Raw genomic sequence first — 25,286 nt, 5'->3', positions numbered from 1 at the left:
ACGGCTCCCCTGACAACGGATGACGGCGGTTGAGAGGCGACGCCCGGGACTCGTGAACCGAGTCCCGGGCGTCGTTCGCTTCCTGGGCGGCCGAAGACGGCCCGGGATCGCCCGCGACGCTACGCGGGCGGGATGTTGGCGTTGAGCCGGAACAGGTTCTGCGGGTCGTAGCGCTTCTTGATCTCAGTGAGCCGCCGAAGGTTCTCCCCGAAGGCCGCGGGGACGAGTTCGGGCGCCTTCGACGGGTCGTCGCTGTCGAAGTTCAGGTACGTCCCCCCGGTCGAGAACTCCTCGGCCCGGTCGATGACGTGACGCACCCAGGCGACGTGATCCGCCGTGCCGCGGTGGTCGACCCAGTTGCCGTCCACGCTGAGCATGCTGTGCGCGTCGCGGTCGCCGAACGCCGTGTCGCGCGGGCCCACGCGACCCACCGCCCCACCGAGCAGCGGCACGTGGACCATGGTCTGCGGTGAGGTCCGCGCGACCCCGCAGCTCACGATCAGATCCGCCGCCCGGTCCGTCAGCTCCTTCATGAAGAGCGACTTCCAGTAGCTGTCCAGCATGCCCTTCGCGAAGAAGAAGTCGAAGGCCGACTGGAACATGCGGAACGGCATCGGGCCGCTCAGGTCCGCGAGCGGGACGCCGAGGTTCCGGATCGGCTGGAGGATCCTTTCGCCCTCCTCCGGCGGTCCCGCGTACACGGCGCCGGTGATGAGGACCTGCCGGTCGTGGACCTGCGGCGGCATGTGGGGATCCTCCGGCACCGTCCAGAAGACGGCCCTGGTGGTGACCTCGTCGGGCACCGTGTCCGCCCAGTCGCGCCAGGCGCGGAAGACCTCGTCGAAACCGTCGGCGTACATGGGGGCCGCGCACATGACGGTCGGCCCGAGGGGGTGGGCGTCGAACTCGAAGGCCGTCACCACGCCGAAGTTGCCGCCGCCGCCGCGCAGACCCCAGAACAGGTCCTCGTTCTCCGACTCGCTCGCCCGCAGCAGCCGCCCGTCGGCGGTCACGACCTCGGCCGCCCGCAGGTTGTCGCAGGACAGCCCGTACCTGCGGTGCAGCCATCCGATCCCGCCGCCCAGCGTGAGCCCGGCGACACCGGTCGTGGACACTATGCCGCCCGGAACCACGAGCCCGAAGACCTCGGTCTCGCGGTCGACGTCCCCCCACGTCGCGCCGCCCTGGACGCGGACCACCCGGGAGGCGGGATCGACCCAGACGCCCCGCATCCCGGACAGGTCGATCAGCAGGCCGCGGTCGTGAACGCTGTGGCCCGCGACGCTGTGACCGCCACCGCGCACCGCCGCCAGCAGGCCGTGCTCGCGGGCCAGATTGACGGCGTCGATGACGTCCGCGGCGCCCGAGCACCTCATGATGAGGGCCGGCCGACGATCGATCAGCCCGTTCTGCACCACCCGCGCCTCGTCGTAACCGTCGTCCTCCCGAGTGACCAGAGGACCATGGAAGGCCATCCGGAGCCCTTCGAGCTTCTCGTCGTCCAGCATGTCGGTCTCGCCCGAGAGTGTCTCAACCTCGATGGGCATCGACTTCTCCCTCCTGATCGGCGGGCATTCCCTGATGCGGAGCCGTCCGCCTCCGCGGCGGGAGGCGCGGCGGCCCCTCGCCGAGAGGCGGGCGCACAGCACGCGCGGAAGCCGCAGGCACGGCGTGTCGACGCACCGTCGCCCGCGAGCCCGTACGGACCACCTGGAAGGGCCCGTGGCGGCGTTTTGAAATGTGCTCCCTCCCCTCAGGCTACGCCTGTCGCGTGGAGGCCTTCCGAGGGGCCCGGAGGCCGGGCCGTCTGGCTGGTCCCCGCCCCGGGGCGATCTTCGTGTGCCGGAGTCGCCAGCCGGCGCCTCCTGTGGCCGATGTAAGATCACGCATGAGGCGACGGGGAGTCCGCGTGGTCTCCGCCCGCACCGAAGCTGAGGGATCTCGTATGCGTGAGTCCAGCCTCAGACGGCTCCTGAGCGCGCTTCGCGAGTGCGAGCGGGCGGCCCCGGGCGAAGACCTGTTCCCCCGGATGCTGTCGGCGCTGTCCACGGTGGTGGAGACCGACGTCGTCGCCTACAAGGTCCTGGATCTGCGGGCCGGCCAGGTCGAGCAGCACCCCTGGCCTCCCGTCGCCCTTCCGGCGGAGCTGGCGCGGAACTTCACCCGGCTGTTCTCCCAGCATCCGTTCCTCGCCTCTCCTGGCTGGCCCGGCGGCCATGACTGCCCGCTCCGGCTCAGCGACCTGGTCACCCGCCAGCAGTGGCACAGCCTGGACATCTACCACGAGTTCTATCGCCCGCTGGGCGTCGAGTACCAGATGATGGGCGTTCTGGGAGTACAGCACGGCATGCTCACAGGCATCGGCCTCAACCGCGTCGACAGCGACTTCACCGACGCCGACCTGCAACTCCTCGAAGTGGCCCTTCCCCACCTGTCGGCTCTCCTGCGGGCCGCGCACGCCACCGCGTGGCTGGAGTCGGCGCTGGCCGCCCTCGACGCTCTCGACGACACCGCCCACGGCGTGCTCCTCCTCGGGCCGCACGCGACGGTCAAGGTCGCCAACCGCCTCGCCCACGTCCTGCTGACCGCCCATTTCCCCGGGCGCGTCCGTGACGGCGGCCCCCTTCCCGAGGAGATCACCGCATGGCTCGCGGCGCACCGCCGGACGCCTGAGCCGGGCGGCCCCGTCCCCGACTACACGGTCGAGCACGGCGGCCGCCGCCTGACCGTCCGTCTGGTCCCGTACCACTCCCACGGCGCGCTGCTCCTGTCGGAATCCACTCCCCCGTTGTCCGCCCGCGAGTCCGACGTGCTGCGGCTCGTCGCCGGCGGACGCACCAGTGAGGGAATCGCCCGAACCCTGGAGATCAGCCCTCGCACCGTCGAGAAGCATCTGACGAACATCTACGCCAAGCTCGGGGTCACCAACCGCACCGAGGCGGCCATGCGTGTCTTCGGCCGTAGTCCGTGACGCGGCCGCCGATGAGGAAAGCCGCGGCCGGTGAAGCGGGCGGCAGGGCGGGGGCGGGAAGGCGCCCGCGCCGGGACGGGGCCGTACGGCGGACTCGCCGGTGCCGGTGGACGTGCCCGGGTCATATGCTCGGGACTGGGGGGTTCGGCGAGGTGTTCGCCTCAGTCGTCGTGGCGATCAGCACAACAGGCCTCCTCTGGGAGGCGGCCGGCCGGGGGAAGGCGGCCGCGTCGCGTGCATCCACTCGCGGGGAGGAGGGGCGACACCATGACCGACGCCCGGGAAGTGCGCGACAAGTACACCGCCGCGTTCAACCTTCACGACATGGACGCGCTGCTGCGCACCGTCAGTCCGGCCGGGGTGACCGTCAGCCCGGAAGGCCTGTCCCAGGGGCGCGAGGAACTCTCCTCGTACCTCGGGGAGTTCTGGGCGGCCTTCCCTGACATCCACGCGGTGATCGTGGAGTCGTTCGACATCGGTGACGTGGCGATTGACGAGCTGATGCTGGTGGGCACCCACAAGGGACCGTACCCTCTGCCCGACGGCCGGGTGATCGAGGCGACGGGCCGCCCCGTGTCGGTGCGCTGCTGCTACGTCTGCACGGTCGAGGACGGGCTCATCGTGAGCCTGCGCCTCTACTTCGACCAGTCGGAGCTGCTCGCCCAGCTCGGCTCCCCGTGTGAGTGACCTCCTGCCGGCGCTCCCGCGCGGCTTCCTGACCCGTCGCGCGGTCTGGGCCGGGGAGGCGGGCGGCCGAGGAGGCCCGCGTCCGGGGCGGGACGCTAGGTGGCGGGGAAGTCGTACCACCGGGCGCTGTAACGCTCCCAGGTCGGCATGGCGCCGGGCAGTGCCGGTTGGCCGTGGTCGCGCAGGCCGTCGAGGGCTATCGCGAGCAGCCGCTCCGCCGCGTTGACCTCGTCTTCGGTGCGCCGGGGAAGCTTGCTGGCGAACTCGATCAGGTTGGCGACGTCGATCCAGCCGACGTCCCGCCGTACGGTGCGGTCGCGCTGGGCGTGCGCGACGAGCTCCTCCGACAGCCGGCGGCCGCGTTCGCTGGTGGCGGTCATCTCCGGGCTGACCGGGATGCTGCCGGCGATCGGGCCCAGCGCGCCGCCTCGCGCGTCCACGCAGCGGCGGACGAACAGGGCCAGCGCCCCCCATCCGTCGGTGTCGGCGGCCAGCGCCTCCTCCGCCGAGGCGATCGACTGCTCCATCGCGAGCACGCACAGTCGCTGGAGCAGCTCCTCCTTGCTGCCGTAGCGGCGGTAGAGCGTGCCCATGCCCACACCGGCCCGCGCGGCGACCGCGGACACCGGCGCGGCGCTGCCCTGCTCGGCGAAGACCTCCCTGGCCGCGTCCAGGACGAGCCTGTCGTTGCGTTCGGCCTCCGCCTGCCTGCCGTACCTGCGCTCACCCGGCCCGCCACGCCTGCGGGTCGGGTGCAGACCGTCCATGTCGTCCACGGACCGAAAGTCTATGGCGTTCGGAGTGACTCGTTCAGTCATGGTGATCGCACGGACTGAAACCCTCCGGCAGAGGGGACGCCTCAGCGGAACGCGTAGCCGCCGTCCGGGTAGAGCGTCGAGCCGGGGACGAGAATCGACCCGCCTCCCACGATCACCACGGGGATCGGCTCAGAGAGGTGCGCATCCGGTCGACGACCTCGCCGTGTCGTGGGCGATCCGGTCGAGGGCACGGGCGACGAGGCCGGGGGCGAGGGACGTAGGCGCCCTGCTTCTGGCACGACTATGTCATTTCACGAAATCTCATGAATAAAGGGCCAAGCTATATTAGACCCGGCAAACCCCCCCAGCCAAAGGATATAGTCGTGTACCAGACGAAACAGTCACACTTCCATCAACGCCGTATACCCAGAACCCTGACCACTGTCAAGACCCATGTCTCCACCATTCTCCACAGGCGTTTCCCGGCCATTATGCGAGGGACGCTGGGCCTGGTGTTCCTGTGGTTCGGAGCGCTGAAGGTGGCGGACGTCAGCCCGGTCAGCGACCTGGTCGCCGACACCCTGGCCTTCGTGCCGCTGCCGGCGTCGTTCGTGGTGCCCGCCCTGGGCGTGTTCGAGATCGCCGCCTCCCTGGCGCTGATCACCGGCCGGTGGGTGCGCCCGTTCCTGCCGGCGCTCCTGCTTCACCTGATCGGAACGTTCCTGGTCCTGGCGCTCCACCCCAGTGTCGCGTTCAAGGACGGGAACCCCCTCCTGCTCACGATGGAGGGCGAGTTCGTCGTCAAGAACCTCGTCCTGATCGCCGGGACGCTGATGGTGGCCGCCACGCTGCCCCCGCGGGGAGAGGCGGCTCATCCCTCGGACGGTCCGCCGGTTCCCGCCGCCCCGCGCTGACAGACCGAACCGCCGCGACACCCGTCACCCGTAGCGGTTCGGCTGTCAGGACGGAACAGCGGAAAGGCAGGTGAGAACACACGACGCCCGGACCTCGACATTCGCGGTCCGGGCGTCGTGTGTTCTTCCTCGCCGGGCGCGGGCCGCGATGCGGGTCGTCACCCCGAATACGGAACAAAGGCTCACGGAACAAAGGCTCATGGACAGGGAGGACTGTACGGTGCGCCGGAAACGTAGGTCCGCCATTCCTCCCGCGTGATCCCGCTTCCACTGTTCGCGCAGATCCAGGACGCGATCGCGTCCTTGTCGGTGTTCCAGAGCCGTACGGTGTTGTCCTCTCCCGCGGTCGCCAGGGAGGCGTCGACCGGACTGAAGGCCACGTCCCTGACGGGGGCCGTGTGCCCCTGGAGGGTGGCGACCGGTTCCGGGCTGCGGGGGTCCGTCACCTGGTACAGCCGGACCACCCGGTCGTCGCCGACGGTGGCCAGCCTGGTCCCGGTGCGGTCGAAGGCGAGGCGCGAGACGCTCCCCCTGGTGTCCGCCAGCGAGGACACGAGCCTGGGCGCCGCGCCGGCGGACACCTCCCAGAGCCGGACCGCCCCGTTGGAGAAGGCGGCCGCGAGCACCTTCCCCCGTGGGGAGAACGCGACGCTGTTCGCCCTCGCCGAATCCCCCGCGACGGAGGCGACGTCCCTGGGGCGGGCCGGATCCCCCACGTCCCAGACCCGGACCGCACCGGTCTCGGTTCCCGCGGCGAGCAGCCGCCCCGTGGGATCGAACCCCACACAGAGGGCTCCCGCCATGGGCCACTTCGACACGACGGCCCGGCGGCGTCCCTTCGCGTCGAGTGACCACAGCTCGATCCGGGAGGGGGCGACGACGGCCTCTCCGGTGTTCCGCATCGGTTCCATGGTCAGCGCGAGCATCCGGCCGTCCCCGCGAAGCGCCATGCCCGAGGCGGACTGCTGCGAACTGCCGTCGGACTCCCCGATCGGGACGGGACTTCGGCCCTTGAAGTGGTAGGGGTCGCCGTCCGCGATGCTGTTGGAGGTGTACAGCGTCGTGCCGTCCGGACCGAAGAGGGTCACCGACAGGGCGTCGCTCGTCTGCCCCTGCCCCACCGCTGCCTTTCTCAGCGCGGTTCCGCCGGAGACACGCCAGACGCGCAGGGCGTCCAGCCCCGTCGAGGCGAGAGTCTTACCGTCCGGCGAGAAGGAGACCGTGTTCGCGATGTCCGAGTGAACCCCGACGGGAAACGCGTCGAGCGGCCAGACGCGGACGACCCCGTCGTTTCCGCCGGTGGCGATCGAGTTCCCCTTCGCCGCGAAGTCCACGCTCCGGACGGCCCCGACATGGGGCAGGGAGAAGACGACCTTCTTCGAGGCCACGTCCCATATCCTCACCACGTCCTCGGAGGCGTAGGCGGCCCCCAGGCGGGAGCCGTCCTCGTTGAAGGACAGGCTCGCGGCATGGCTGGTGTCCTGGGCGCGTTCCAGCGCCGCGACCTTTCGCAGCGCGCCGATGTCCGAGACGTCGAAGACGGTGAGCTTCCCCTGGACACCGGAGATCGCCAGGCGGCGGCTGTCCCTGGAGAAGGCTGCGGCGTAGGTGCTGGCGGAGTCGGGGACGATGGACCTGAGCTTCGGGGTGCGGGGATCGCGCACATCCCACAGTCCCGCGTACGAGACGATCGGCGCCTCCAGCAGGGCCTTCCCGTCGGGTGAGAAGGCCAGCAGGTCGGCGGCGCCCCACATGTTCCCCTTCAGGACGGACGCGGGCACGCCGGGCGAGTCGCCGTCCCACAGAACGGTGGGCCCCCGGGGGCCGGAGACCGCGAGCACCCGTCCGTCGGGTCTCACCGCGGCGGTCCACGCCCCCGCCGTCGGCGACAGCTCCCCGACCAGGCGAAGGCGACCCAGATCCTGGACGTTCCAGAGCTGCCAGGGAGCCTCCCCCAGGGAGCCGACGAGGAGCATCGTCCCGTCGCCCGACCAGAAGAGCTCGCCGGGACCGCTCCTGGGAAGCCGCCCTCTGTCCAGGACGGCCACCTGGCGTCGCAGGCCCACGTCCCAGAAGCGAACGGTGTCGTCGCCTCCGGTGCTGGCGAGAACACGGGCGTCAGGGCGGAACGCCACATTCCTCACCGGGCCGTTGTGGCCGAGCAGCCGTATCGCGGTCGGCGACCCCGAGACGGACAGCAGGCTGTCGCCCGCCTCCCGGGTGGGCCGGATCCGGAAGGCGACGAGGCTGAGCTGCATCGCCAGGGACGGATCAAGGCCGCGTACGGCGTCCGCACGGGCGGCGACCTGCCGGGAGAGGGCGACGACGCGCTCCGCCTCCGCGTCCGAGCGCGCCCTGACGGCGATCCCCCCGCCTGTCACGGCAAGGATCAGCAGCACGACGAGGGAGGCGATCGCCTGGCGCCCGAGCCTGACACGTCGCCTCTCGGCCCGCCTCTCCCCGCGGTGGTTCTCGACGCCGGCCCGCAGGAACTCCTGTGCGAGCGGCCCCAGCTCGTCCGTGCGGCTCTCGGCCCACGTCATGGCCTCGTTCAGGCGCGGCCCGCGGTCGAGGAGGCTCGGGTGCCTGCCGTTCCTGTCCCACACCAGGGCGGACTCCTCGATGCGCTGGCGCACGAGGACGCCGCTCCGGTCCTCCTCGATCCAGGACCGCAGTCGCGGCCAGTGCCGGATCAGGGCTTCGTGGGTGATCTCGGCGAGGTCGCCGTCGACGGAGATGAGCCGGGCCTCGACGAACCTGCCGATGACGGCTCCCGCCTCCGGCCGTCCGGCCCGTTCGAGGTGCTCCTGCAGGTCGGCGAGCAGCACATGACGCCTGGTGTCCTCCAGGCCGTCCTCCACACGCACCATGCGGAGGAACATCCGCCGGACGAGCGGCTCGACTTCTTGGGGGAACTCGGCGAGGGTGGCGTCCGCCGTCTGGGAGAGGGATCTCGCGAGGCCTCCCGTGGCGCGGTAGCCCGCCAGCGTGAGGACGCCGCCCTGTCTGCGCTGCCAGGTCTCCATGAGCGCGTGCGACAGCAGGGGGAGAACGCCTCCCGGTCCTTTGGCCGTCGTCTCCCCGTCTCTGCCGCATTCCTCCAGAAGCAGGTCCGCCAGCCCTGTCTCCAACGTCAGCCCGACCAGCTCGGCCGGCTTCTCGATGACCTCGCGAAGCTCCGCCGTGGTCATGGGGGGAACCACGTCGGCGTGTTGCAGCGCGTGCAGGAGCTCGGGATGGTCCGCGCAGTGCCCGAAGAAGTCAGAGCGCAGGCCCAGCACCACCGTCACGTCGTGGCTCTCGCTCATGCTTCCCAGCGCTCCGACGAAGGCGAGCCGCTGCGCCGTGTCCTCGCACTCGGTGAAGACCTGCTCGAACTGGTCGACTATCAGCACCGTGCGGGAGGTCCCGAGGCCCGGATCCGGTTCGGAGCGCCCCCTTCGCCACGCCCCCTCGCCGAGTGAGGCCGGATCGCGTTCCAGCCGGGCGCGCATGACGCTCTCGTCGACCCCGCCGACGGCGGCCAGCCTCTGGGCGAGACGTCCCAGGGGATCGTTCCCCGGGGTCAGGTAGACGCAGGACAACCGCTCCCCGTTCGTCCCTCCCTGCGTGGAGGACTCAGAGGACAGGGCCGGGATCAGTCCGGCGCACAGCAGTGATGACTTGCCCGACCCGGAGGGCCCGGTCACCAACCACGGCCGACCGACGGACGGGTTCTCCCTGATCCGCTCGGACAGCGATCGGGTCAGCTCCCCGCGGCCGAAGAAGTAGACCCTGTCGTCGGGCCTGAAGGAGGACAGCCCCCGGTACGGGCTGTGCTGGCCGTCGTCGACCGAGGGCGGAACCCCGGGAGGAGCCGGGGAGACGTAGGCGGCGTTGTCCACGAACGGTTCCCGGTCCAGCCCGTCGGCCGCCTGGCGACGTGCCGGAGGAAGTCGCCTCCGGCTCAGGGCCCTGCCGAGGACGCGGGAGACGTCGTCCAGGGTCAGCAGCCTCGGGGCGAGGGGATCGCCTTCTCGCATGATCCGGATGAGCTCTCCGGAGAAGGCGGTGTGCCGCTCCCCCGGCGGCGCCCAGGCGAGTTGGTCGCGACCGGTGGAGGTCAGTAAATACGACCCGATCCACCCGGTGTTGTCGAACGCGTCGTCGGCGGCGCTTCCCGATATCCCCCGCGCGCGGCCGGAGAAACAGCAGTCGAGGACGACCAGCACGAGTCGGGCGCGACTTCGGGACAGGACCTCGCTCACCACCGAGTACGGGAGAGCCTGGTATCCCGCGGCTCCCTCGGTGAGGTCCGCGGTGGCGGCCGTCGCGAGGTGCAGCTCACCGCTGAGGCTCACCAGGCCGTGGCCGACGTAGTAGAAGACGAGAACGTCGGAGGCGTCCCTGGCTGTCCGCCGAAGGGTCTCGGCCACCTGCTGCGGCGTCTCCGCGTCCACCAGGACGGTGAGATTCGCGGGGTCGAGTCCGGCGCGCTCCACCAGACAGGCACCCAGGTCGACCACCGTCGTCCGAACCGAGGCGATCGGATCGAGCACCGAGTCCGGCCCGCACTTCCCCGATCCGACGACCAGCACCCGAGCCCCCTCGGCCGCGAGCATCCACCTAGTCTCCGGAGCCGTCACCGGAGGGTTCCTCTCCCAGGGCCTTGGTGAGTTGTCTCGTAAGCTCGCTGACCCCTCTGGCGGTCAGCGATTTCACCCCTTTACCGGTTACCTCAATCTGACTTTCGCCTTTTGTGAGCTTGATCGAGATCTCGCCGGGGCGCGTTCTCAACCAGGCGACCACCGCGCCGGATATCGCCGCGACCGCCCCGCCCGAGCCCAGGGCGATGCGAAGGGCGTCCATGGTCGGCCCAAGGCCGCCCTTCGGCGGAGGCCGCTCGATCACGCGCACCCGCCCGCGGATTTCCGGCTCCTCGGTCAGCCACGCGTAGAGCTCGCGGAGCTGGTCAGCGCCGGAGTCCATGGTCACGACGACGTCCATGCGACCTCACCCAATGATCGAAATCCGCCCTGCGGCACAGAAGGCCCCGTGAAGGGAAAGCAAAGATATCGCGATTTCACAATCCCCTCATGCGATAGGACCACATGAGCTCTTTTTGCCTTTTGTGAGCTTTCTGGCGAAAAAGAAATCGACCTCAAGGCGATCACCGAAAGCGCTGACGCGGAGTTATAAAGTATGAATTATCCCTATAATCTCACTTGACTTACTATCTGATGATGCGTGGCAGATTTGTGCTTCTTGAGTGGTCTCGTATGGAAGCCGCTCACCACACCGCCCGCCCCGGCTCCCCGCCGCACGCCCGAGGCCCCCGAGAGGTCAGGCGGCGGTGAAGAGCAGGGAGACGTTCTGCCCGCCGAATCCGAACGAGTTGGAGAGCGCCGCGCCGAGACGCCGTCTGCGCGGCTCCCCGGTGACGACGTCCAGCTCGACCTCCGGAGCCTTCCGCTCGAGGTTGAGAGTGGGCGGGATGACGCCGTCGACGACCGACAGCAGGGTGATGACGGCCTCGACGGCGCCGGCGGCGCCGACGAGGTGACCGATGCTGGACTTGGGCGCGGTGAGGACCACGTCGTCCCCGAGCGCCTGCCGGATCGCGGCCGCCTCGCCCACGTCGCCCACGACGGTGGAGGTCGCGTGGCAGTTGACGTGCTCGACGTCCGAGGGCCGGAGCCCCGCGGACGACACGGCCTTGAGGATCGCCCGGATCTGGCCCGAGCCCGTCGGATCCGGGCCGGTGATGTGATGGGCGTCCGCGGTGACGCCGAAGCCGGCCAGCCTGCCGATCAGGCGGGCTCCCCGCCCGGCCGCGAAGTCCGCGCTCTCCAGGACCATGACGCCCGCCCCCTCCCCGAGCACGAAGCCGTCACGGCCGACGTCGAACGGCCGCGAGGCGCGTTCCGGGTCGTCGTTGCGCTTCGACAGCGTGCGCGCCTGGGCGAACCCGGCGATGGTCAGCGGCGTGATGGCGGCCTCCGTGCCGCCGGCGATGACCACGTCGGCCTCGCCGGACCGGATCAGCCGGGCGGCGAGGGCGAGGGCCTCGGCTCCCGACGCGCACGCGGAGACCGGCGTGTAAACGCCGGCGCGGGCGCCGTACTCCAGGCTGATCCAGGCCGCCGGCCCGTTGGGCATCAGCATGGGGACCGCGAGGGGGGAGATCCGGTGGGGCCCCTTCTCCTCTATCAGGTCGTCCTGGTCCAGGAGGGTGCCGATGCCGGCGATGCCGGTGCCGATCACCACCGCGAGGCGGACGGGATCGACCTCGGGCTCGCCGGCGTCGGCCCAGGCCTGCCTCGCGGCGACGAGCGCGGCCTGCTGGCAGCGGTCCATGCGCCGGGCCTGGACGCGGGGCAGCACCTCGTCGGGGGAGACCGCCATGGGGGCGGCGATCCTCGTGGGCAGTTCGTCGGCGTGGCCGAAGGAGCCCACCAGGTCGTCGATCCTGCGCACGCCGGAGCGCCCGGCGAGCAGGCCTCGCCACAGGGAGTCGACGTCCCCGCCGAGCGGCGTGGTCGCACCCAGACCGGTGACGACGACGTCCTGAACGCTCATGCCGATCTCCTCATCGTGGAAGCAGTGGGTCCGGGCTTGCCCTCGCTTAGTTGTATCGCATACAAATATCGGGTGTCCATGAGCGAACCGCCCCGCAGCCGCGGCCGCCGCACCCGCGCGCAGCTCCTCGAACAGGCCGTGGCGCTCTTCGCCGAACGCGACTCCGGCTCCGTGAGCGTGGCCGAGATCGCGGCCGCGGCCGGCGCCCATCCGAACCAGGTCACCTACTACTTCGGGTCCAAGGACGCGTTGTTCGTCCACGCGGCGTTCCTGATGCTGCTCCGCGACGCCGAGCGGCTGGAGCCGATCGGCCGCAGGCAACGCACCCCCAAGGCGTTCCGCGAGGCGATGGCCCGCACGGCGCTGGCACTGCCCGCGGTGCCGATCGCCGTCCAGGCGATGTCGATCACCCGGCACCGGCCGGAGCTGCGGCCGGTGGCGCAGCACGACCTCGCCCTGCTGTTCCGTCAGGCGCAGCGGTACCTCACCGCGGTCCTCGAACGTCACGACTGGGTCATCGACCGGCCCGCCGAGACCGAGGCGCGGACCTTCTGGAGCGCCGTCCTCGGAGCGCGGCTGATCTCGGAGTCCGGCTTCGGCGGCCGTTCCAGCGACGTCGACCTCGCCGGGGTGCTCACCGTCCGCGCGAGGTCGGCGCACGAGCGGGCGACGCGGAGCACGCGCTCGCCCGCGGACGCCGCGCCGCCCTGACGGCCCGGCCCCGCCCGGTGCGGGGCCTGTCGTGGGGAGCGATCGTCTGTCACAGGCCCCGCAGAAAACCCGCCATCCGCTCGTGCAACGCGCGGGGGTCCTCGAGATGGAGATCATGACCGGCTCCGGCGACCACGGCGATCGGGATGTCGGGGCGCAGGTCGCGCATCCGGTCGCTCTCCCCGACGCCGACGATCCCCCTCTCCCCCAGCACCACCAGCGCCGGGCACCGGATCCGCCGCCACTCGTCCCAGTAGGACCGCTCGCACGCGGCGGTGAGCGACGCCACCACGACCTCGCGGTCGAAACGGGGCCACAGCCCCTCGTCGGTCTCCACGAGCCCGGACGCCCAGCCCCGTCCCACGCTCCCGCCCCCGAGGAAGTCGGCCGCCCGCTCCCGGTCGGGGAACGGCACCGGCCAGGAGTCCAGCCAGCCACCGATCTCGCCCGGCGCGGCGGGATCCGGCCGCCCGGGACCGGCCTCGACCAGGACCAGCCCCCTGACCAGGTCGGGAGCCGCCGCGGCGACCAGCAGAGCCGTGTTGCCGCCGAGCGACTGGCCGACCAGCGCCACAGGCCCCAGCCGCAGCGCGCCGATCACTTCGACGACGTCGGCGACGTGAGCGGCCCGGGAGACGTCGGCGGGACGCCTCTCGCTGTCTCCGTGCCCGCGCTGGTCGACGGCGACGGTCCGCCACTCCGGACCGAGCAGGTCCGCCACGGCCCTCCACTCGCTCGACGCCCCGGCCAGGCCGTGCAACAGCACGACGGCCGGGCCCGGCCCCCCGCCGTCCCGGCAGACCAGCCGGACCCCGTCACCGGTCACGACCTCACGCGCCGTTTCCTCCACCCGACGAGGCTAAAGGCCGGACGACCAGGTTCCGCCGCGTTCCGCCGGACGCGACGAGGACACCCGCCGGAGGTCAGGCGTCCGCGTTCCGCCGGTTTCTTCTCCTGACCTCTCCGCGGCCGGTGAAACGGCCGGGGTTTTCCTCAAGGAATGCCTTTCCCCATGCCGTCTCAGGGCTTTCGGGTGACGCGGCATGGACACCCGGCCGCGTTTCCCGCATTGGGGCCTCACGGCGGGAGGCGATCGGCGCGGAGCCTTTCCGCAGGCCTGGACACGCCGGGAGCGGAAAGCCGTCCGGCGACAACATATCGACAACATTCCATCCGCACCTCGACCGGAGCATGGGCGCGTCGGCTTCCCCGCCGTCGTCCGATCCGCCCACGAAGATCCGTCCCCGGTCAAGGAGTGGCTGCTGTGGATCACCGTTGCCCCGTCCCCGTCCCGCGTCTCCCGGCCCGCTTCTGGCGGGCCCTTGTCCTGCTGTCGGCCGTCGCGTGGCTGAGCGTCGGCCCCGCCGGCTCGGCTCATGCCGCCACCGTAACCACCACCGCCACCGCCACCGCGACCCGCCCGCTCACCGTCGCGAGCACCGCCACGGACGCCACCGCGCCCGTGTCGTCGGCGAAGGCCGCGGGCCAGCGAGTCCGCCGTGTCTGCGGCGGCGGCGCATGCGCCTTCTACTTCAGCTCGGCGACCACTCAGACGATCAGCACGTATCTGGACAAGCACGGCTGGGTCGTCGAGATCGCCGCGCAGATCATCTGCGTCAGGGTGCCCAACCGCGCCATCGCCGCGGCGTGCGCGGTCGCCACGCTCTATCCGTACGCCAGAGCGCTTCCCCACCTCAAGGACGCCTCCGAGCAGGGCGGCTGCTTCGTGGTGCGGGCGACTGTCCTGCCTCCCTCGGTCAGGTTCACCAGCGTCTCCCCCGAACACCGCTACTGCGGCTGACGAGCCGACAGAAGAAGGACCGACCGCCACCCGGCGACCACCGGGTGGCGGTCGCCGTCGAGCGGGAGACGGATCAGGGATCGAGTCGGGAGCCACGGCCGCACGGGGGGGCAAGACCCCGCCCTCCACCGCCCAGCGCCACCGTCCAGCGTCACCGCCCACCGCGTCGCCGCCGCGCGCCGACGTCACGACCGTCCGGCGTTCGACGGCATTCGGCGGGGCCGCAGTCAGGCCGTCGCCGATCTCCTCGGATCGCACCGACGACTGTTCATGAATTTCCGACCACAAGGAGAAAAAGCACCATATAGCACTTTTCTCGTAAGTGGATCTATATAAATAATTGAATGCTGTCAATTTCACATCACCGACTGCGATGATGTGGCCGCGAGGAGGTTGGTGAGCGCATTCGGACTTGAGGTGAAATATGGTCATTTTTCATCTTTTGGGACCAGTGGAGATCGTCACAGCGGAGGGGACGATCTCGGCCGGACCACCCCAGCGCTGCGCGGTGCTGGCGTCGCTGGCAGTGAACGCGGGCAGGCCGGTGACAGTCGAGACCCTCATCGACCGAATCTGGGAGGATCGGCCGCCTGAGCACGTCCGACGAGCCCTGCACGCCCACGTCGCCCGTATCCGGCGCCTGCTGGAACAGACCGGCGGCCCGGCGGGACCTTCGGCACGGCTGGTACGCCGCTCCGGCGGCTACCTGCTGGAGGTCGCCCCTGAGCGAGTGGACGTGCACCGGTTCCGGCACCTGCTCCAGGCCGCACGTGCCCCGAAGCTCCCGGACGTCGAGCGGGTGACGCTGCTGCGCGAGGCGCTCGGGTTGTGGCAGGGGGAGCCTCTCGGCGGTCTGACCGGGCAGTGGGCCGCCCGGACGCGGCAGAGCTGGCGTCAGCAGTACCTCGACGCGGTCACGGCATGGGCCCGCGCCGAGCTGCGGGTCGAGAACGCCGCCGCGGTGATCGGCCCGCTGACCGACCTGGTCGGCGAGAATCCGCTCCTCGAACCGTTGGTCGCGGTGCTGATGCGCGCCCTGTACACGGTGGGGCGCTCCACTCAGGCCGTCGACCTCTACTCCGTCACCCGCAGACGGCTGGTCGAGGAGCTGGGCGCCGAAGCCAGCGCGGAGCTCCGCCGGGTGCACCAGGCGATCCTGCGTGACGACCTCGACGGGCAGCGCCCGGCCGTGACGCCCCCGCACCCCAGGCCCGCATCCGTCGCCCTGGCCCAGCTGCCCCGGGACATACGCGGATTCTCCGGACGGAACGCCGAACTGGCCAGGCTCCACGCCGCCCTGCCCGCCTCGGACGAGCAGGCCGCCACCGTGGTCGTCAGCGCGCTGGCCGGCACCGCGGGAGTGGGCAAGACCGCGCTGGCCGTGCACTGGGCCCACCAGGTTCGCCACCGGTTCCCCGACGGGCAGTTGTACGTGAACCTGCGCGGGTTCGACCCGAGCGGTTCGATGATGGATCCGGCGGAGGCGTTGCGCGGATTCCTCGACGCCCTGCAGGTGACACCGCAGCGGATACCGATCGGCGTGGACGCCCAGTCCGCCCTGTACCGCAGTCTGCTCGCAGGCCGCCGGATACTCATCGTGCTGGACAACGCCCGCAACGCCGACCAGGTCCGCCCGCTGCTGCCCGGCGCCCCCGGCTGCCTGGCGCTGGTGACCAGCCGTAACCAGCTCGCCGGTCTGGTAGCCGACGGCGCCCTCCCGCTCACCCTCGACCTGCTCACCCCGGTGGAGGCACGGGAGCTGCTGACCCTGCGGCTGGGCGCCGACCGGATCGCGGACGAACCGCAGGCCGTCGAAGAGATCATCAGCCGATGCGCCCACCTTCCCCTGGCCCTGGCCGTCGTGGCCGCCAGGGCCGCCGCCCACCTCCGCTTCCCGCTGCACGCCCTGGCCACGGAGCTCGGCGACGTGCAGAACCGGCTGGACGTCCTCACCGGAGGCGACGCGGCCACCGATGTCCGCGCGGTGCTCTCCTGGTCGTACCGCACCCTCGCCCCCCAGGCGGCCCTGCTGTTCCGGCTCCTCGCCCTGCATCCGGGCCCGGACATCTCGGCCTCGGCGACGGCCAGTCTCGCCGGTCTTCCCAGGCGTCAGGTGCAGTCTCTGCTGGCCGAGCTGACCCGGGCGAACCTGATCGTCGAGCACGTTCCTGGCCGGTACGCCTTCCATGACCTGCTGCGCGCCTACGCCGCCGAACAGGCGCACGCCACCGACACCGACCAGCAACGCCGGGCCGCGATCCACCGGACGCTGGACCACTACCTGCACACCGCGTACGCCGCCGCTCTGCTGCTGCACGCGTGCCGGGACGCGATCCCCCTCGCCCCGCTCGGAGCGGGGGTCACCCCCGAACGACTCCCCGACCACAGGCAGGCGCTGACCTGGTTCACCACCGAGCATGCCGTACTGCTCGCCGCCGTCGAGCACGCGTCCGACGCCGGGTTCGACACGCACACCTGGCAGCTGGCCTGGACCCTCACCGACTTCCTCGACCGGCAGGGGCACTGGCACGACTGGATCGCCGCCCAACGCGCGGCCGTGACCTCCGGCCGACGGCTGTCCGATCCCGCCACGGAGGCCGGCGCCCACCAGCAGTCCGGCCACGCCCACATACAGCTCGGCCGTTTCGACGAGGCCCGCGCCCACCTCCAGGACGCGCTCGCCCTCTTCCGCCTGGCCGGCGAGAAGCCGGGGCAGGCCCAGACGCACTACAGCTTCGCCGTGCTGTCCGAGCGGCAGGGGCGCCACACGGAGGCGCTCCACCACGCCCGGCGGTGTCTCGAGCTGTTCGACGCGGCCGATCACCGGCACGGGAAGGCCCTCGCCCTCAGCACGCTCGGCTGGCTCCAGGCCCAACTCGGCGACCACCGGCGGGCCCTGACGAACTGCCAGCGCTCGCTCGCCCTGTTCCAGGAGATCGGTGACCTCCACGGACAGGGCGAGACGCTGGACCGCCTCGGTTACGTACACCACCATCTCGGTCATCACATCCAGGCCGTCGCGTGCTACCGGCAGGCCCTGGAGCTGCTCGGAGAGCTCAGGGACCGCTACTGGGAGGCGCGCATCCTCACCCACCTCGGCGACACCCACCACTCCGCGGGGGTCCCGAGTGCGGCCCGTGACGCCTGGCGAAAGGCGGTGGACATCCTCGACGACCTCGGCCTGCCCGGCGCGGACGGGGTTCGCGCGAAACTGGCCGCTCTCGAAGGGCTCTCCGCCCCCGCCTCACCACCTGACCCGCCCGGCAGGAGGAAGACTCCATGACGAGCCCAGGGGACTCCCGCGGAGGCCGGCCGGAGAGCTACCGCTCGCCCGCGGCCCGGAGGTGGGACAGGACCACCGGGTCGATCCGGCCTTCGACCAGACGGCCCTCGAGGTTCTCCACCCCGGCCCACTGGTCGAGCGTCGCGTATCCCAGCTGCTTCACCCGGGCCTCGATCTCCTCGGCCAGCTCTCCCCCCACCTCCAGCAGCGCCGCCGGGTCGGGCTTGCCGAACAGCAGTTCGTGGATCCCGAGCAGCCGCCCCAGCTCGGCCGCCGGATCCGGGTGATCGTCGACACGCAGGTCGCAGGCGACGTCGCCCCAGCCCGCGTAGCCCGCGCCCGCCTCGACCACGTACAGCGCCGCGCTCTGCCTGCCCCGGCGGTCGCCGCCCGCCGCGTCGCCCGCCGCGCGCGCGGCCGCCAACCGCCGGGCGAAGGGCAGCTCGGCCGACGCCAGCCAGGCCGACTCCATCGCCTCGACCACCTCGGGGCCGGTCAGCATGTTGCCCTGGACGGCGTAGCCGTCGCCGGCCGCCCCGCCCGCCCAGTCCAGGCACTCCTCGCCGGTGAAGGTCGCCCCCTCGCCCTCCGGACCGACCACCCCCAGCTGGCGGTGCGCCCGGCCCGGATCGGCGGCGGTCAGCCCGGCCACCACGTCCTGCGCGCGCACGCCGGTGCGCAGCATCGCCAGCCCCTGCGGGCGGAACGCCACGTTCGCCCACGCCTGGGTCGCCAGCGCCCCCGCGCCCGCCTCGGCCGCGGGCACGAGCGCCCCGGCCCCCAGGAACTTGCTCGCCACCGTGACCCCGTAGGCGTCGCCCGACCGTGCCACGATCGAAAAAGTCACCCGCCGACCGTATCGAGCCGCCCCGGCGGGGTCCATGCCTCCGGCGGATGATCGCGAGCCGAAGATCCACACCCGCCGTACGGCGGCCGCCGTCCCCGCCGCGTCCGATGCGACCGTGAGAACACCTCGCCGTCCGGCGTGATCGTGAAGAACACCGGGTCGTCCGGGATCGGGAGACCGCCGCGCCGTCCGGAGCGACCGTCCGTGTCACGACTCACATGCTGCTTTTGGGGGGAAAGCGCGTAGATAAGGCACTTTCAGCATGGTTTGAGAACTTGATATTACATAGGTTAGTCTTACCTAACTTCAACGTCCGGGTCCCGGCCCGTGCAGTCTTCCCCCTTTGCCCCGTCCTCGGCCCCACCCCTCCCCGTGGCGGCGGGACGCGACTGTGCGACCGACGAAACACAGGGAACATCCATGCCGTCCAGGTTCACCGGTGCGCGCCGCCCTGCGCTCACCCTCTCAGCGATCGTCGCCATGGCCGCCCTGGCCCTCGGCGGTTGCTCCTCCACCCCTGAGGAGAAGCCCGCCGCCGCCGCTCCGGCGCAGACCGGCGGTTCCGCGTTCCCGGTCACGATCGACAGCGCGCTCGGCCAGGCGAAGATCACCGAGCAGCCCGAGCGCGTCGTCACCCTCGGGCAGGGGTCCGCCGAGACCTCGATCGCGCTGGGCCTCACCCCGGTGGGGATCGAGAGCTACGCCTGGGGCAGCGACAAGACCGGTTACCTGCCGTGGATCCATGAGGCGGTGACCAAGGCGGGCGGCACCCTGCCGAAGCAGTTCGCGGGCGGCGAGGACATCGACTTCGACACGATCGTCGAACTCGACCCCGACGTCATCCTCGCGCCCTGGTCCGGCATCACGAAGGAGCAGTACGCCGTCCTGTCGGGCATCGCCCCGACCGTGGCCTACCCGGACCTTCCGTGGAGCACGAACTGGGACCAGCAGATCGAGATCATCTCCAAGGCGCTGGGCAAGCCCGCCGAGGCCCAGAAGCTGATCGCCGACCTCAGGAAGCGGCTCGCCGACGCGGCCGCGACCCGGCCCCAGTACAAGGGCGTCACCTTCTCCTACATCTACACCACCGGCCCCGGCACCCTCGGCGTGTTCAAACCGCGGGAGCAGCGGGTCGAGATGGTCTCCTCCCTCGGGCTCACGGTCGATCCGGTGGTGGACTCCTTCAAGGAGACCGAGGGCACCGACTCGGCCCTCATCGGCCTGGAGAACGCGCAGAAGCTCGCGGGCAGCGACGTGCTCTTCACCTTCTACACCGACGAGAAGACCCGCAAGGAGATCGAGGGGCAGAAGCTGTACGCGGCGATCCCCGCGGTCAAGCGCGGCGGCGTCGTCTTCAGCGCCGACACCCCCTTCGTCACCGCGTCGTCGATCATCAACCCGCTCACGGTGCCGTGGGTGATCGACCGCTACCTGCCTCTGATCGACAAGGCCGTCGCCACCGTCAAGCGCTGACACCGCTCCGCGTCTCGATGAGCACCGCCACCCGCGCGCTGCCGGGCGGCCCCGGCGCCTCTCGCGTCGGGGCCGCCCGGCAGGCGTCCCTCCTGGCCGCCGGACTCCTCGTGCTCGCGCTCGCCGTGCTCGCGAGCATCGCGTTCGGCAGTCACCCCACCTCGGCCGCGGACGTCCTGGACGTCCTCACCGGCGACGCGGCCCCGGAGACCGCCACGGTCGTCGAGAGCCGCTACCCGCGGACGGCGCTCGGACTGCTCGCCGGGCTCTGCCTCGCCGTCGCGGGAACGCTGATGCAGGGCGTCACCCGCAACCCCCTCGCCGATCCCGGGCTCTTCGGCATCACCTCGGGCGCGTCCGCCGGGATCGTCACCGCGACGGCCTTCCTCGGCGTTTCCGGCCCCTCGGCCACCCTGTGGTGGGCGCTGCCGGGGGCGCTGCTGGCCGGGCTCGTCGTCCACGTCGTCGGCTCCGCGGGCTCGGGCGCGGGCCTGGTGCGGCTCGTCCTGTCCGGCGCGGTCGTCTCCGCGGTGCTGAACGCCTACGTCCAGGCGGTGACCCTGAGCAACCCGCGGGTCTTCGACAGCTATCGCTACTGGGTGGTCGGCGCTCTGGGAGGGCGGGACTTCGACGTCGTGTTCTCCGCCCTCCCCCTGGCCGTCCCCGGCCTGCTGCTCGCCGTGCTGCTGGGACCGAGGCTCAACACGCTCGCGCTGGGCGAGGAGTCCGCGACGGCGCTCGGCGCGAGCCCCGCCCTGACGCGTTCCTGCGGTCTCCTGGCGGCGACGCTGCTGAGCACGGCGGCGACGGCCGCGGTCGGCCCCATCGCCTTCGTCGGCCTGGCCGTGCCGCACATCGTCAGGGCGCTCCTCGGCGTCGACTTCCGCGCGCAGATCGTGTTCTCGGCCGTCGTCGGCCCCGCCCTGCTGCTCCTGGCGGACGTCGTGGGTCGCGTCGTCCTGCGCCCGCAGGAACTGATGGTGGGCGTGGTGACCGCGTTCATCGGTGCTCCGGCGCTGCTGCTGGCCGTACGCAGGATGAGAGGCACAGGATGAGACGCGGCATGACACGGACACGCTCCGGCGTCCGGGCCCCCTCGCCGCGAGGCTTCGTCACGATCGGGCGCGCGGTGGCGGTCCCGGCCGCGCGCGCCTCCGTCGTCGTCGCCGTCGTCACCGTGGCGCTCCTCGTCGCCGCCGCCGTCGCCACGCTGTCGCTCGGACGGCTCGGCCTCTCCCTCGCCGACCTCGCGGGCGCCCTCACCAGGGGGGCGGAGGGCAAGCAGGCGTTCGTCCTCGAGCGCCTGCGCGGCCCGCGCCTGGTCGTGGCCGTCGGCGTCGGAGCCGCGCTCGGCCTGTCGGGCGCGCTTTTCCAGACGGTCACCCGCAACCCTCTCGGCAGCCCGGACGTGATCGGGCTCGGCGCGGGCGCGGGGGCCGGGGCGGCGGCCGTCGCGCTCCTGCTGCCCGGCGCGCTGCCCGCCTCCGCGGGCGCCCTGGCGGGCGGGGCGGCGGCCATGGTGCTGGTCCACGCGTCGACCGGGACCGGCTTCCGCGACCCGGGCCGTCTCATCGTCGCGGGCATCGGCGTCCACGCGATCGCCACCGCGTTCACCCAGTACGTCGTCTACGCGGTCGAGCGGGACAAGGCCACGGTGCTCACCGCCTACGTCAACGGCAGTCTGGCGGCGCGCTCCTGGGAGCACGCCGCGACGATCTGGATCGTCCTGCTGGCCGTCGTCCCGCTCGTCGCGCTCGCCTCACGACGCCTCGGCGTCTCCGAGCTCGGCGACGAGCTCGCCGCCGGACTCGGCGCCGAGCCCAGGAGCACGAGGGCCGTCGCCGTCACGCTGTCGGTCGTCCTGTCCGCGGGCGCGGTCGCCGTCGCGGGCCCCGTGGCGTTCATCGCCCTGACCGCCCCGCAGATCGCCAGACGGCTCACCGGCGGCCCGGGGCCGCATCTGACGCTGGCCGCGCTGGTCGGCGCGCTGCTGCTGACGCTCGCCGACCTCGCCGCGCAGCAGTCGCCCATCCCGGGCAACCTGCCCGTCGGCGTCTACACGCTGGCCGTCGGCGGCCTCTACCTCGGATACCTGCTGACCCGCGAATGGAGAAAGGGAAGCCTTTGAGCACCCAGGCAGTGCCGCGCGAGACAGGGCTGGGCACGCGGGGGGTGACGATCTCCTACGGCGGCGCCCCCGTCGTGCGGGACGTCAGCCTCGACATCCCGGACGGCGAGCTCACCATGATCATCGGGCCGAACGGGTGCGGCAAGTCGACCCTCCTGAAGGGGCTGGCGCGCGTGCTGAGACCCGACCTCGGGCGCGTTCTGCTGCACGGCCGGGACATCTGGTCCTACCGTGGAAGGGACGCCGCCCGCCACGTGGCCCTCCTGCCGCAGAACCCGATCGCACCCGAGGGCGTCGACGTGCGGGGGCTCGTACGGCGCGGCCGCTACCCGCACCACACCCTGCTCCGCCAGTGGTCGCCGGACGACGAGGCCGCGATCGGCTTCGCCCTCGAGCGCACCGGCCTCGACCAGCTCGCGGGGGCGCGGGCGAGCGAACTGTCCGGCGGCCAGCGGCAACGCGCGTGGATCGCCATGGTGCTCGCGCAGCAGACGGACCTGCTGCTGCTCGACGAGCCGACCACCTTCCTCGACATCGCCCACCAGTACGACCTGCTGGAGCTCTGCCGCGAGCTGCACCGGGACGGCAAGACCATCGTCGCCGTGCTGCACGACCTCAACCAGGCCGCCCGCTTCGCCTCCCACCTGATCGTGATGAAGCAGGGGCGGGCGGTCGCGCAGGGGCCGCCCGCGGAGGTGCTGACCCCGCGGCTCGTCGAGGAGGTGTTCGGGCTGGCCTGCGACGTCGTGCCCGACCCCCGGACGTCCACCCCGATGGTGGTTCCCCACCCCCGCACCCCGGCCGCGGGCTGACGGTCGTCGGGGTGACGGTCACCGGGTGACGGTCACCGGGGTACGGTCATCGCCTTCTCCACCCGGAGACCAGGACCCAGACCAGGTACACGCCGCCGAGGGAGCCGGTCATCACCCCGACGGGCAGCTGGGTGGGGGCGAACAGCCGCTGGGCGGCCAGGTCGCCGGCCACCAGCAGCAGCGCGCCCATGAGGCACGAGACGGCCAGGACGGGACCGGTCGCCCTGGTCAGCCTGCGCGCGAGCTGGGGCGCGGCGAGCGCGACGAACGGAACGGGCCCGGCGGCCACGGTCGCCATCGCGGTCAGGGCCACGCCCAGCAGCATGAGCAGCAGGCGGAAGCGCTCGACCGGCACGCCCAGGGCGGTGGCGGGCTCGTCCCCGAGCTCCATGAGCTTCAGCTTCCCGCCGAGCGCGAGGGTCACGGGGAGCAGGATCGCGAGCGCGGCGACGAGCAGGTGCACATGGCCCCAGCTTCGCCCGTTGAGGTTGCCGGTCATCCAGGTGACGGCGACGTGGGCGTCGGCGAACTCGGCCCGCGCGACCAGGTAGATGTTGGTCGCGACCAGGCCGCCGTTGATCGCGATGCCGACCAGGATCAGCCGGTAGCCGTGCACCCCGTCCCTGAAGGCGAGGAGGTAGACGGCGAGCGAGGTGAGCAGGCCGCCCGCGAGCGCGCCGCCGGCCACCGCCGCCATTCCCCCGCCGACCACGATGATCTGGATGAGAGCGCCGGTGGCGGCCCCGGTGGTGAAACCGACGATGTCGGGACTGCCCAGCGGGTTTCGGGTGAGACTCTGGAAGATCGCCCCCGCCACGCCGAGGGCCGCCCCGACCAGCAGGGCGGTCAGCGCACGCGGCAGCCTGAGCGTCTCGACGACGAACATGTGGGCTCTCTCGCCCGTTCCCGCGAGGGCGCGCAGGACGTCCCCGGGAGAGATCTGGTACTGGCCGGTTCCGATGGCGAAGACGGTGAGCGCGGCCAGGGCGACGGCGAGGGCGACGCCGGCCACCGCCGCCCTGCGGTCGACGCGGAAGGCGACGCCGCGCCCCGGGGTTCCGATCGTGAACCCGGGACGGCCTCCGGGGGCCGGGCGGGGCGTCGCGGGCCTCGGACGTCTCACGGCCTTCAGAGCGTTCACAGCTGGGCGATCCTCCTGCGGCGGACGAGGGCGAGAAAGACCGGCATGCCGATGAAGGCGGTGACCACTCCGGCCTCCAGTTCCGCGGGCCACAGCACGAGCCTGCCCACGATGTCGGCGACCAGCAGCAGCACGGGGCCGAGCAGCAGCGAGTACAGCAGCACCCAGCGGTTGTCCTGGCCGACGACGAGACGGGCCGCCTGCGCCACGACCAGGCCGACGAACCCGATGGGACCGACGGCCGCGGTGGCCGCGCCGCACAGCAGGGTGACGGCCACGACGCCCAGCGCCCGGGTACGGCCGGGCCTGACCCCGAGGGCCTGTCCCATGTCGTCACCGAGCGCGATGGCGTTCAGGGACTTGCCGAGCGACATCGCGATGACCAGACCGGCGAGCATGAAGGGGGCGACCTTGACCGCCACCGCGAGGTCGTGTCCGCTGAGCGCGCCGGTCCCCCAGTACCGGTACTGCTCGAACGCCTTGGGGTCGGTCAGCACGAACGCCTGGGTGGAGGCGGCGAGGGCCGCGCTCACGGCCGTTCCGGCGAGCGCCAGCCGTACGGGGGTCGCGCCCGTCCGCCCGCTTGAGCCGATGAGGTAGACGACGACCGCGGTGATCGCGGAGCCCGCGAAGGAGAACCAGACGAACTCCCCCAGGCCATGCAGCCCGAACAGGCCGATGGCGGCCGCGATGGCGATGACCGCGCCCGCCTCGACGCCGAGGATGCCGGGGTCGGCCAGCGGGTTGCGGGTGAGCGCCTGCATGAGCGCGCCCGCGAGGGCCAGGCTGGCGCCGACCCCGAGCCCGAGGAGGGTCCGGGGAACGCGCAGTTCCTGGATGACGTGGGCCGCGTCCGAGTTGTCGGGGTGCAGCAGGAGCCGTACGACGTCGCCGAACGGGATGGCCTTCGACCCGACGGCGAGGCTCGCGATCACGGCGAGGACCAGCAGCCCCGCGGCCAGCAGGGCGCCGCCCGCGCGCAACGCGTTGCCGCGGGCCCGTTCCCGCGAGCGCGCGGCGGCCACGGAGTCCACAGAGTTCACAGAGTCTGCGGCCGCCGCGGCGGGGATCCGCGCCGCTCCTCTGCCGTCGTCTCCGGACGGCGGGCCCGCCGTGTCCGTGACGTCCCCGCCCCGCCCCGGGACCGCCCGCCCGACGGTCATGCCGTGACCTCCACCGGGGCGGGGCGCGGGGCCCGCGGG

General features: G+C 71.8%; 19 protein-coding genes. 10 read left to right on the top strand and 9 right to left on the bottom strand.

Features of this window, described 5'->3' with window-relative positions; translation table 11 throughout:
* Window positions 1–119 precede the first annotated feature (119 nt).
* Window positions 120–1,547: an FAD-binding oxidoreductase gene (locus PKF00_RS30065; protein WP_271221048.1), complete on the bottom strand. Its 1,428-nt coding sequence runs from the start codon at window positions 1,545–1,547 to the stop codon at window positions 120–122.
* 398 nt (window positions 1,548–1,945) lie between these two features.
* Here PKF00_RS30065 and PKF00_RS30060 point away from each other — a divergent pair, with 398 nt between their 5' ends.
* Together PKF00_RS30060 and PKF00_RS30055 are read left to right on the top strand one after the other, a co-directional pair.
* Entirely contained in the window at window positions 1,946–2,971 is a 1,026-nt protein-coding gene (locus PKF00_RS30060) for a helix-turn-helix transcriptional regulator (RefSeq protein ID WP_271221047.1), read from the top strand.
* Window positions 2,972–3,238: 267 nt separating this feature from the next.
* Entirely contained in the window at window positions 3,239–3,658 is a 420-nt protein-coding gene (locus tag PKF00_RS30055) for an ester cyclase (RefSeq protein ID WP_271221046.1), read from the top strand.
* Window positions 3,659–3,753: 95 nt separating this feature from the next.
* Here the strand turns inward: PKF00_RS30055 and PKF00_RS30050 are convergent, their stop codons facing one another.
* Window positions 3,754–4,425 (bottom strand): TetR/AcrR family transcriptional regulator, encoded by a 672-nt coding sequence (locus PKF00_RS30050; RefSeq protein ID WP_271221153.1) that lies wholly within the window; start codon window positions 4,423–4,425, stop codon window positions 3,754–3,756.
* A gap of 482 nt (window positions 4,426–4,907) precedes the next feature.
* Between PKF00_RS30050 and PKF00_RS30045 the strand changes: the two genes are divergently transcribed.
* Window positions 4,908–5,330 (top strand): hypothetical protein, encoded by a 423-nt coding sequence (locus tag PKF00_RS30045; RefSeq protein ID WP_271221045.1) that lies wholly within the window; start codon window positions 4,908–4,910, stop codon window positions 5,328–5,330.
* Between the two features lie 197 nt (window positions 5,331–5,527).
* Here the strand turns inward: PKF00_RS30045 and PKF00_RS30040 are convergent, their stop codons facing one another.
* The 3 genes from PKF00_RS30040 to PKF00_RS30030 form a co-directional block, all read right to left on the bottom strand.
* A complete protein-coding gene (locus tag PKF00_RS30040; protein WP_271221044.1) occupies window positions 5,528–9,931 on the bottom strand; it encodes a caspase, EACC1-associated type in 4,404 nt (1,467 codons plus the stop codon).
* A gap of 4 nt (window positions 9,932–9,935) precedes the next feature.
* Window positions 9,936–10,316, bottom strand: coding sequence for an effector-associated constant component EACC1 (locus PKF00_RS30035; RefSeq protein WP_271221043.1), 381 nt, complete (start codon window positions 10,314–10,316; stop codon window positions 9,936–9,938).
* Between the two features lie 336 nt (window positions 10,317–10,652).
* Window positions 10,653–11,888, bottom strand: coding sequence for a beta-ketoacyl-[acyl-carrier-protein] synthase family protein (locus tag PKF00_RS30030; protein WP_271221042.1), 1,236 nt, complete (start codon window positions 11,886–11,888; stop codon window positions 10,653–10,655).
* A 78-nt stretch (window positions 11,889–11,966) separates the two neighbouring features.
* On the opposite strand from PKF00_RS30030, the gene PKF00_RS30025 reads away from it, so the two are divergent.
* A complete protein-coding gene (locus PKF00_RS30025; protein WP_271221041.1) occupies window positions 11,967–12,599 on the top strand; it encodes a TetR/AcrR family transcriptional regulator C-terminal domain-containing protein in 633 nt (210 codons plus the stop codon).
* A 49-nt stretch (window positions 12,600–12,648) separates the two neighbouring features.
* On the opposite strand, the gene PKF00_RS30020 is transcribed toward PKF00_RS30025, so the two are convergent.
* The gene (locus PKF00_RS30020) at window positions 12,649–13,449 is read right to left on the bottom strand and encodes an alpha/beta fold hydrolase (RefSeq protein WP_271221040.1); all 801 of its coding nucleotides are present in this window, start codon (window positions 13,447–13,449) and stop codon (window positions 12,649–12,651) included.
* 414 nt (window positions 13,450–13,863) lie between these two features.
* On the opposite strand from PKF00_RS30020, the gene PKF00_RS30015 reads away from it, so the two are divergent.
* Together PKF00_RS30015 and PKF00_RS30010 are read left to right on the top strand one after the other, a co-directional pair.
* Window positions 13,864–14,400 carry a hypothetical protein gene (locus tag PKF00_RS30015; RefSeq protein ID WP_271221039.1) on the top strand — a complete coding sequence of 179 codons (537 nt, stop codon included), beginning with the start codon at window positions 13,864–13,866 and terminating at the stop codon, window positions 14,398–14,400.
* Between the two features lie 451 nt (window positions 14,401–14,851).
* On the top strand, window positions 14,852–17,683 hold the full coding sequence (locus PKF00_RS30010) for an AfsR/SARP family transcriptional regulator (protein ID WP_271221038.1): 2,832 nt from the start codon (window positions 14,852–14,854) through the stop codon (window positions 17,681–17,683).
* A gap of 37 nt (window positions 17,684–17,720) precedes the next feature.
* Here the strand turns inward: PKF00_RS30010 and PKF00_RS30005 are convergent, their stop codons facing one another.
* Complete coding sequence (locus PKF00_RS30005; protein ID WP_271221037.1) at window positions 17,721–18,530, bottom strand: DUF1028 domain-containing protein; 810 nt, start codon at window positions 18,528–18,530, stop codon at window positions 17,721–17,723.
* Window positions 18,531–18,950: 420 nt separating this feature from the next.
* Between PKF00_RS30005 and PKF00_RS30000 the strand changes: the two genes are divergently transcribed.
* Genes PKF00_RS30000 through PKF00_RS29985 form a run of 4 tightly spaced genes read left to right on the top strand, consistent with a single transcriptional unit; the run spans window position 18,951 to window position 22,943 of the window.
* Window positions 18,951–20,003 (top strand): iron-siderophore ABC transporter substrate-binding protein, encoded by a 1,053-nt coding sequence (locus PKF00_RS30000; RefSeq protein WP_271221036.1) that lies wholly within the window; start codon window positions 18,951–18,953, stop codon window positions 20,001–20,003.
* 17 nt (window positions 20,004–20,020) lie between these two features.
* Entirely contained in the window at window positions 20,021–21,058 is a 1,038-nt protein-coding gene (locus PKF00_RS29995) for a FecCD family ABC transporter permease (RefSeq protein ID WP_271221035.1), read from the top strand.
* Between the two features lie 8 nt (window positions 21,059–21,066).
* Window positions 21,067–22,131 carry a FecCD family ABC transporter permease gene (locus PKF00_RS29990; RefSeq protein WP_271221034.1) on the top strand — a complete coding sequence of 355 codons (1,065 nt, stop codon included), beginning with the start codon at window positions 21,067–21,069 and terminating at the stop codon, window positions 22,129–22,131.
* Entirely contained in the window at window positions 22,110–22,943 is an 834-nt protein-coding gene (locus PKF00_RS29985; RefSeq protein WP_271221033.1) for an ABC transporter ATP-binding protein, read from the top strand. Before PKF00_RS29990 ends, PKF00_RS29985 begins: the two co-directional genes overlap by 22 nt.
* A gap of 46 nt (window positions 22,944–22,989) precedes the next feature.
* Here PKF00_RS29985 and PKF00_RS29980 read toward each other — a convergent pair whose 3' ends face one another.
* Entirely contained in the window at window positions 22,990–24,084 is a 1,095-nt protein-coding gene (locus tag PKF00_RS29980; RefSeq protein ID WP_271221032.1) for a FecCD family ABC transporter permease, read from the bottom strand.
* Window positions 24,081–25,247: a FecCD family ABC transporter permease gene (locus PKF00_RS29975; RefSeq protein WP_271221031.1), complete on the bottom strand. Its 1,167-nt coding sequence runs from the start codon at window positions 25,245–25,247 to the stop codon at window positions 24,081–24,083. Before PKF00_RS29975 ends, PKF00_RS29980 begins: the two co-directional genes overlap by 4 nt.
* Window positions 25,248–25,286: the final 39 nt, after the last annotated feature.

It is taken from the genome of Streptosporangium carneum (assembly GCF_027922005.1).
In the GTDB taxonomy this organism is placed as follows: domain Bacteria; phylum Actinomycetota; class Actinomycetes; order Streptosporangiales; family Streptosporangiaceae; genus Streptosporangium; species Streptosporangium carneum.
Note: the sequence above shows the minus strand (reverse complement) of the source record. Positions and strands in the feature narration are given on the sequence as shown.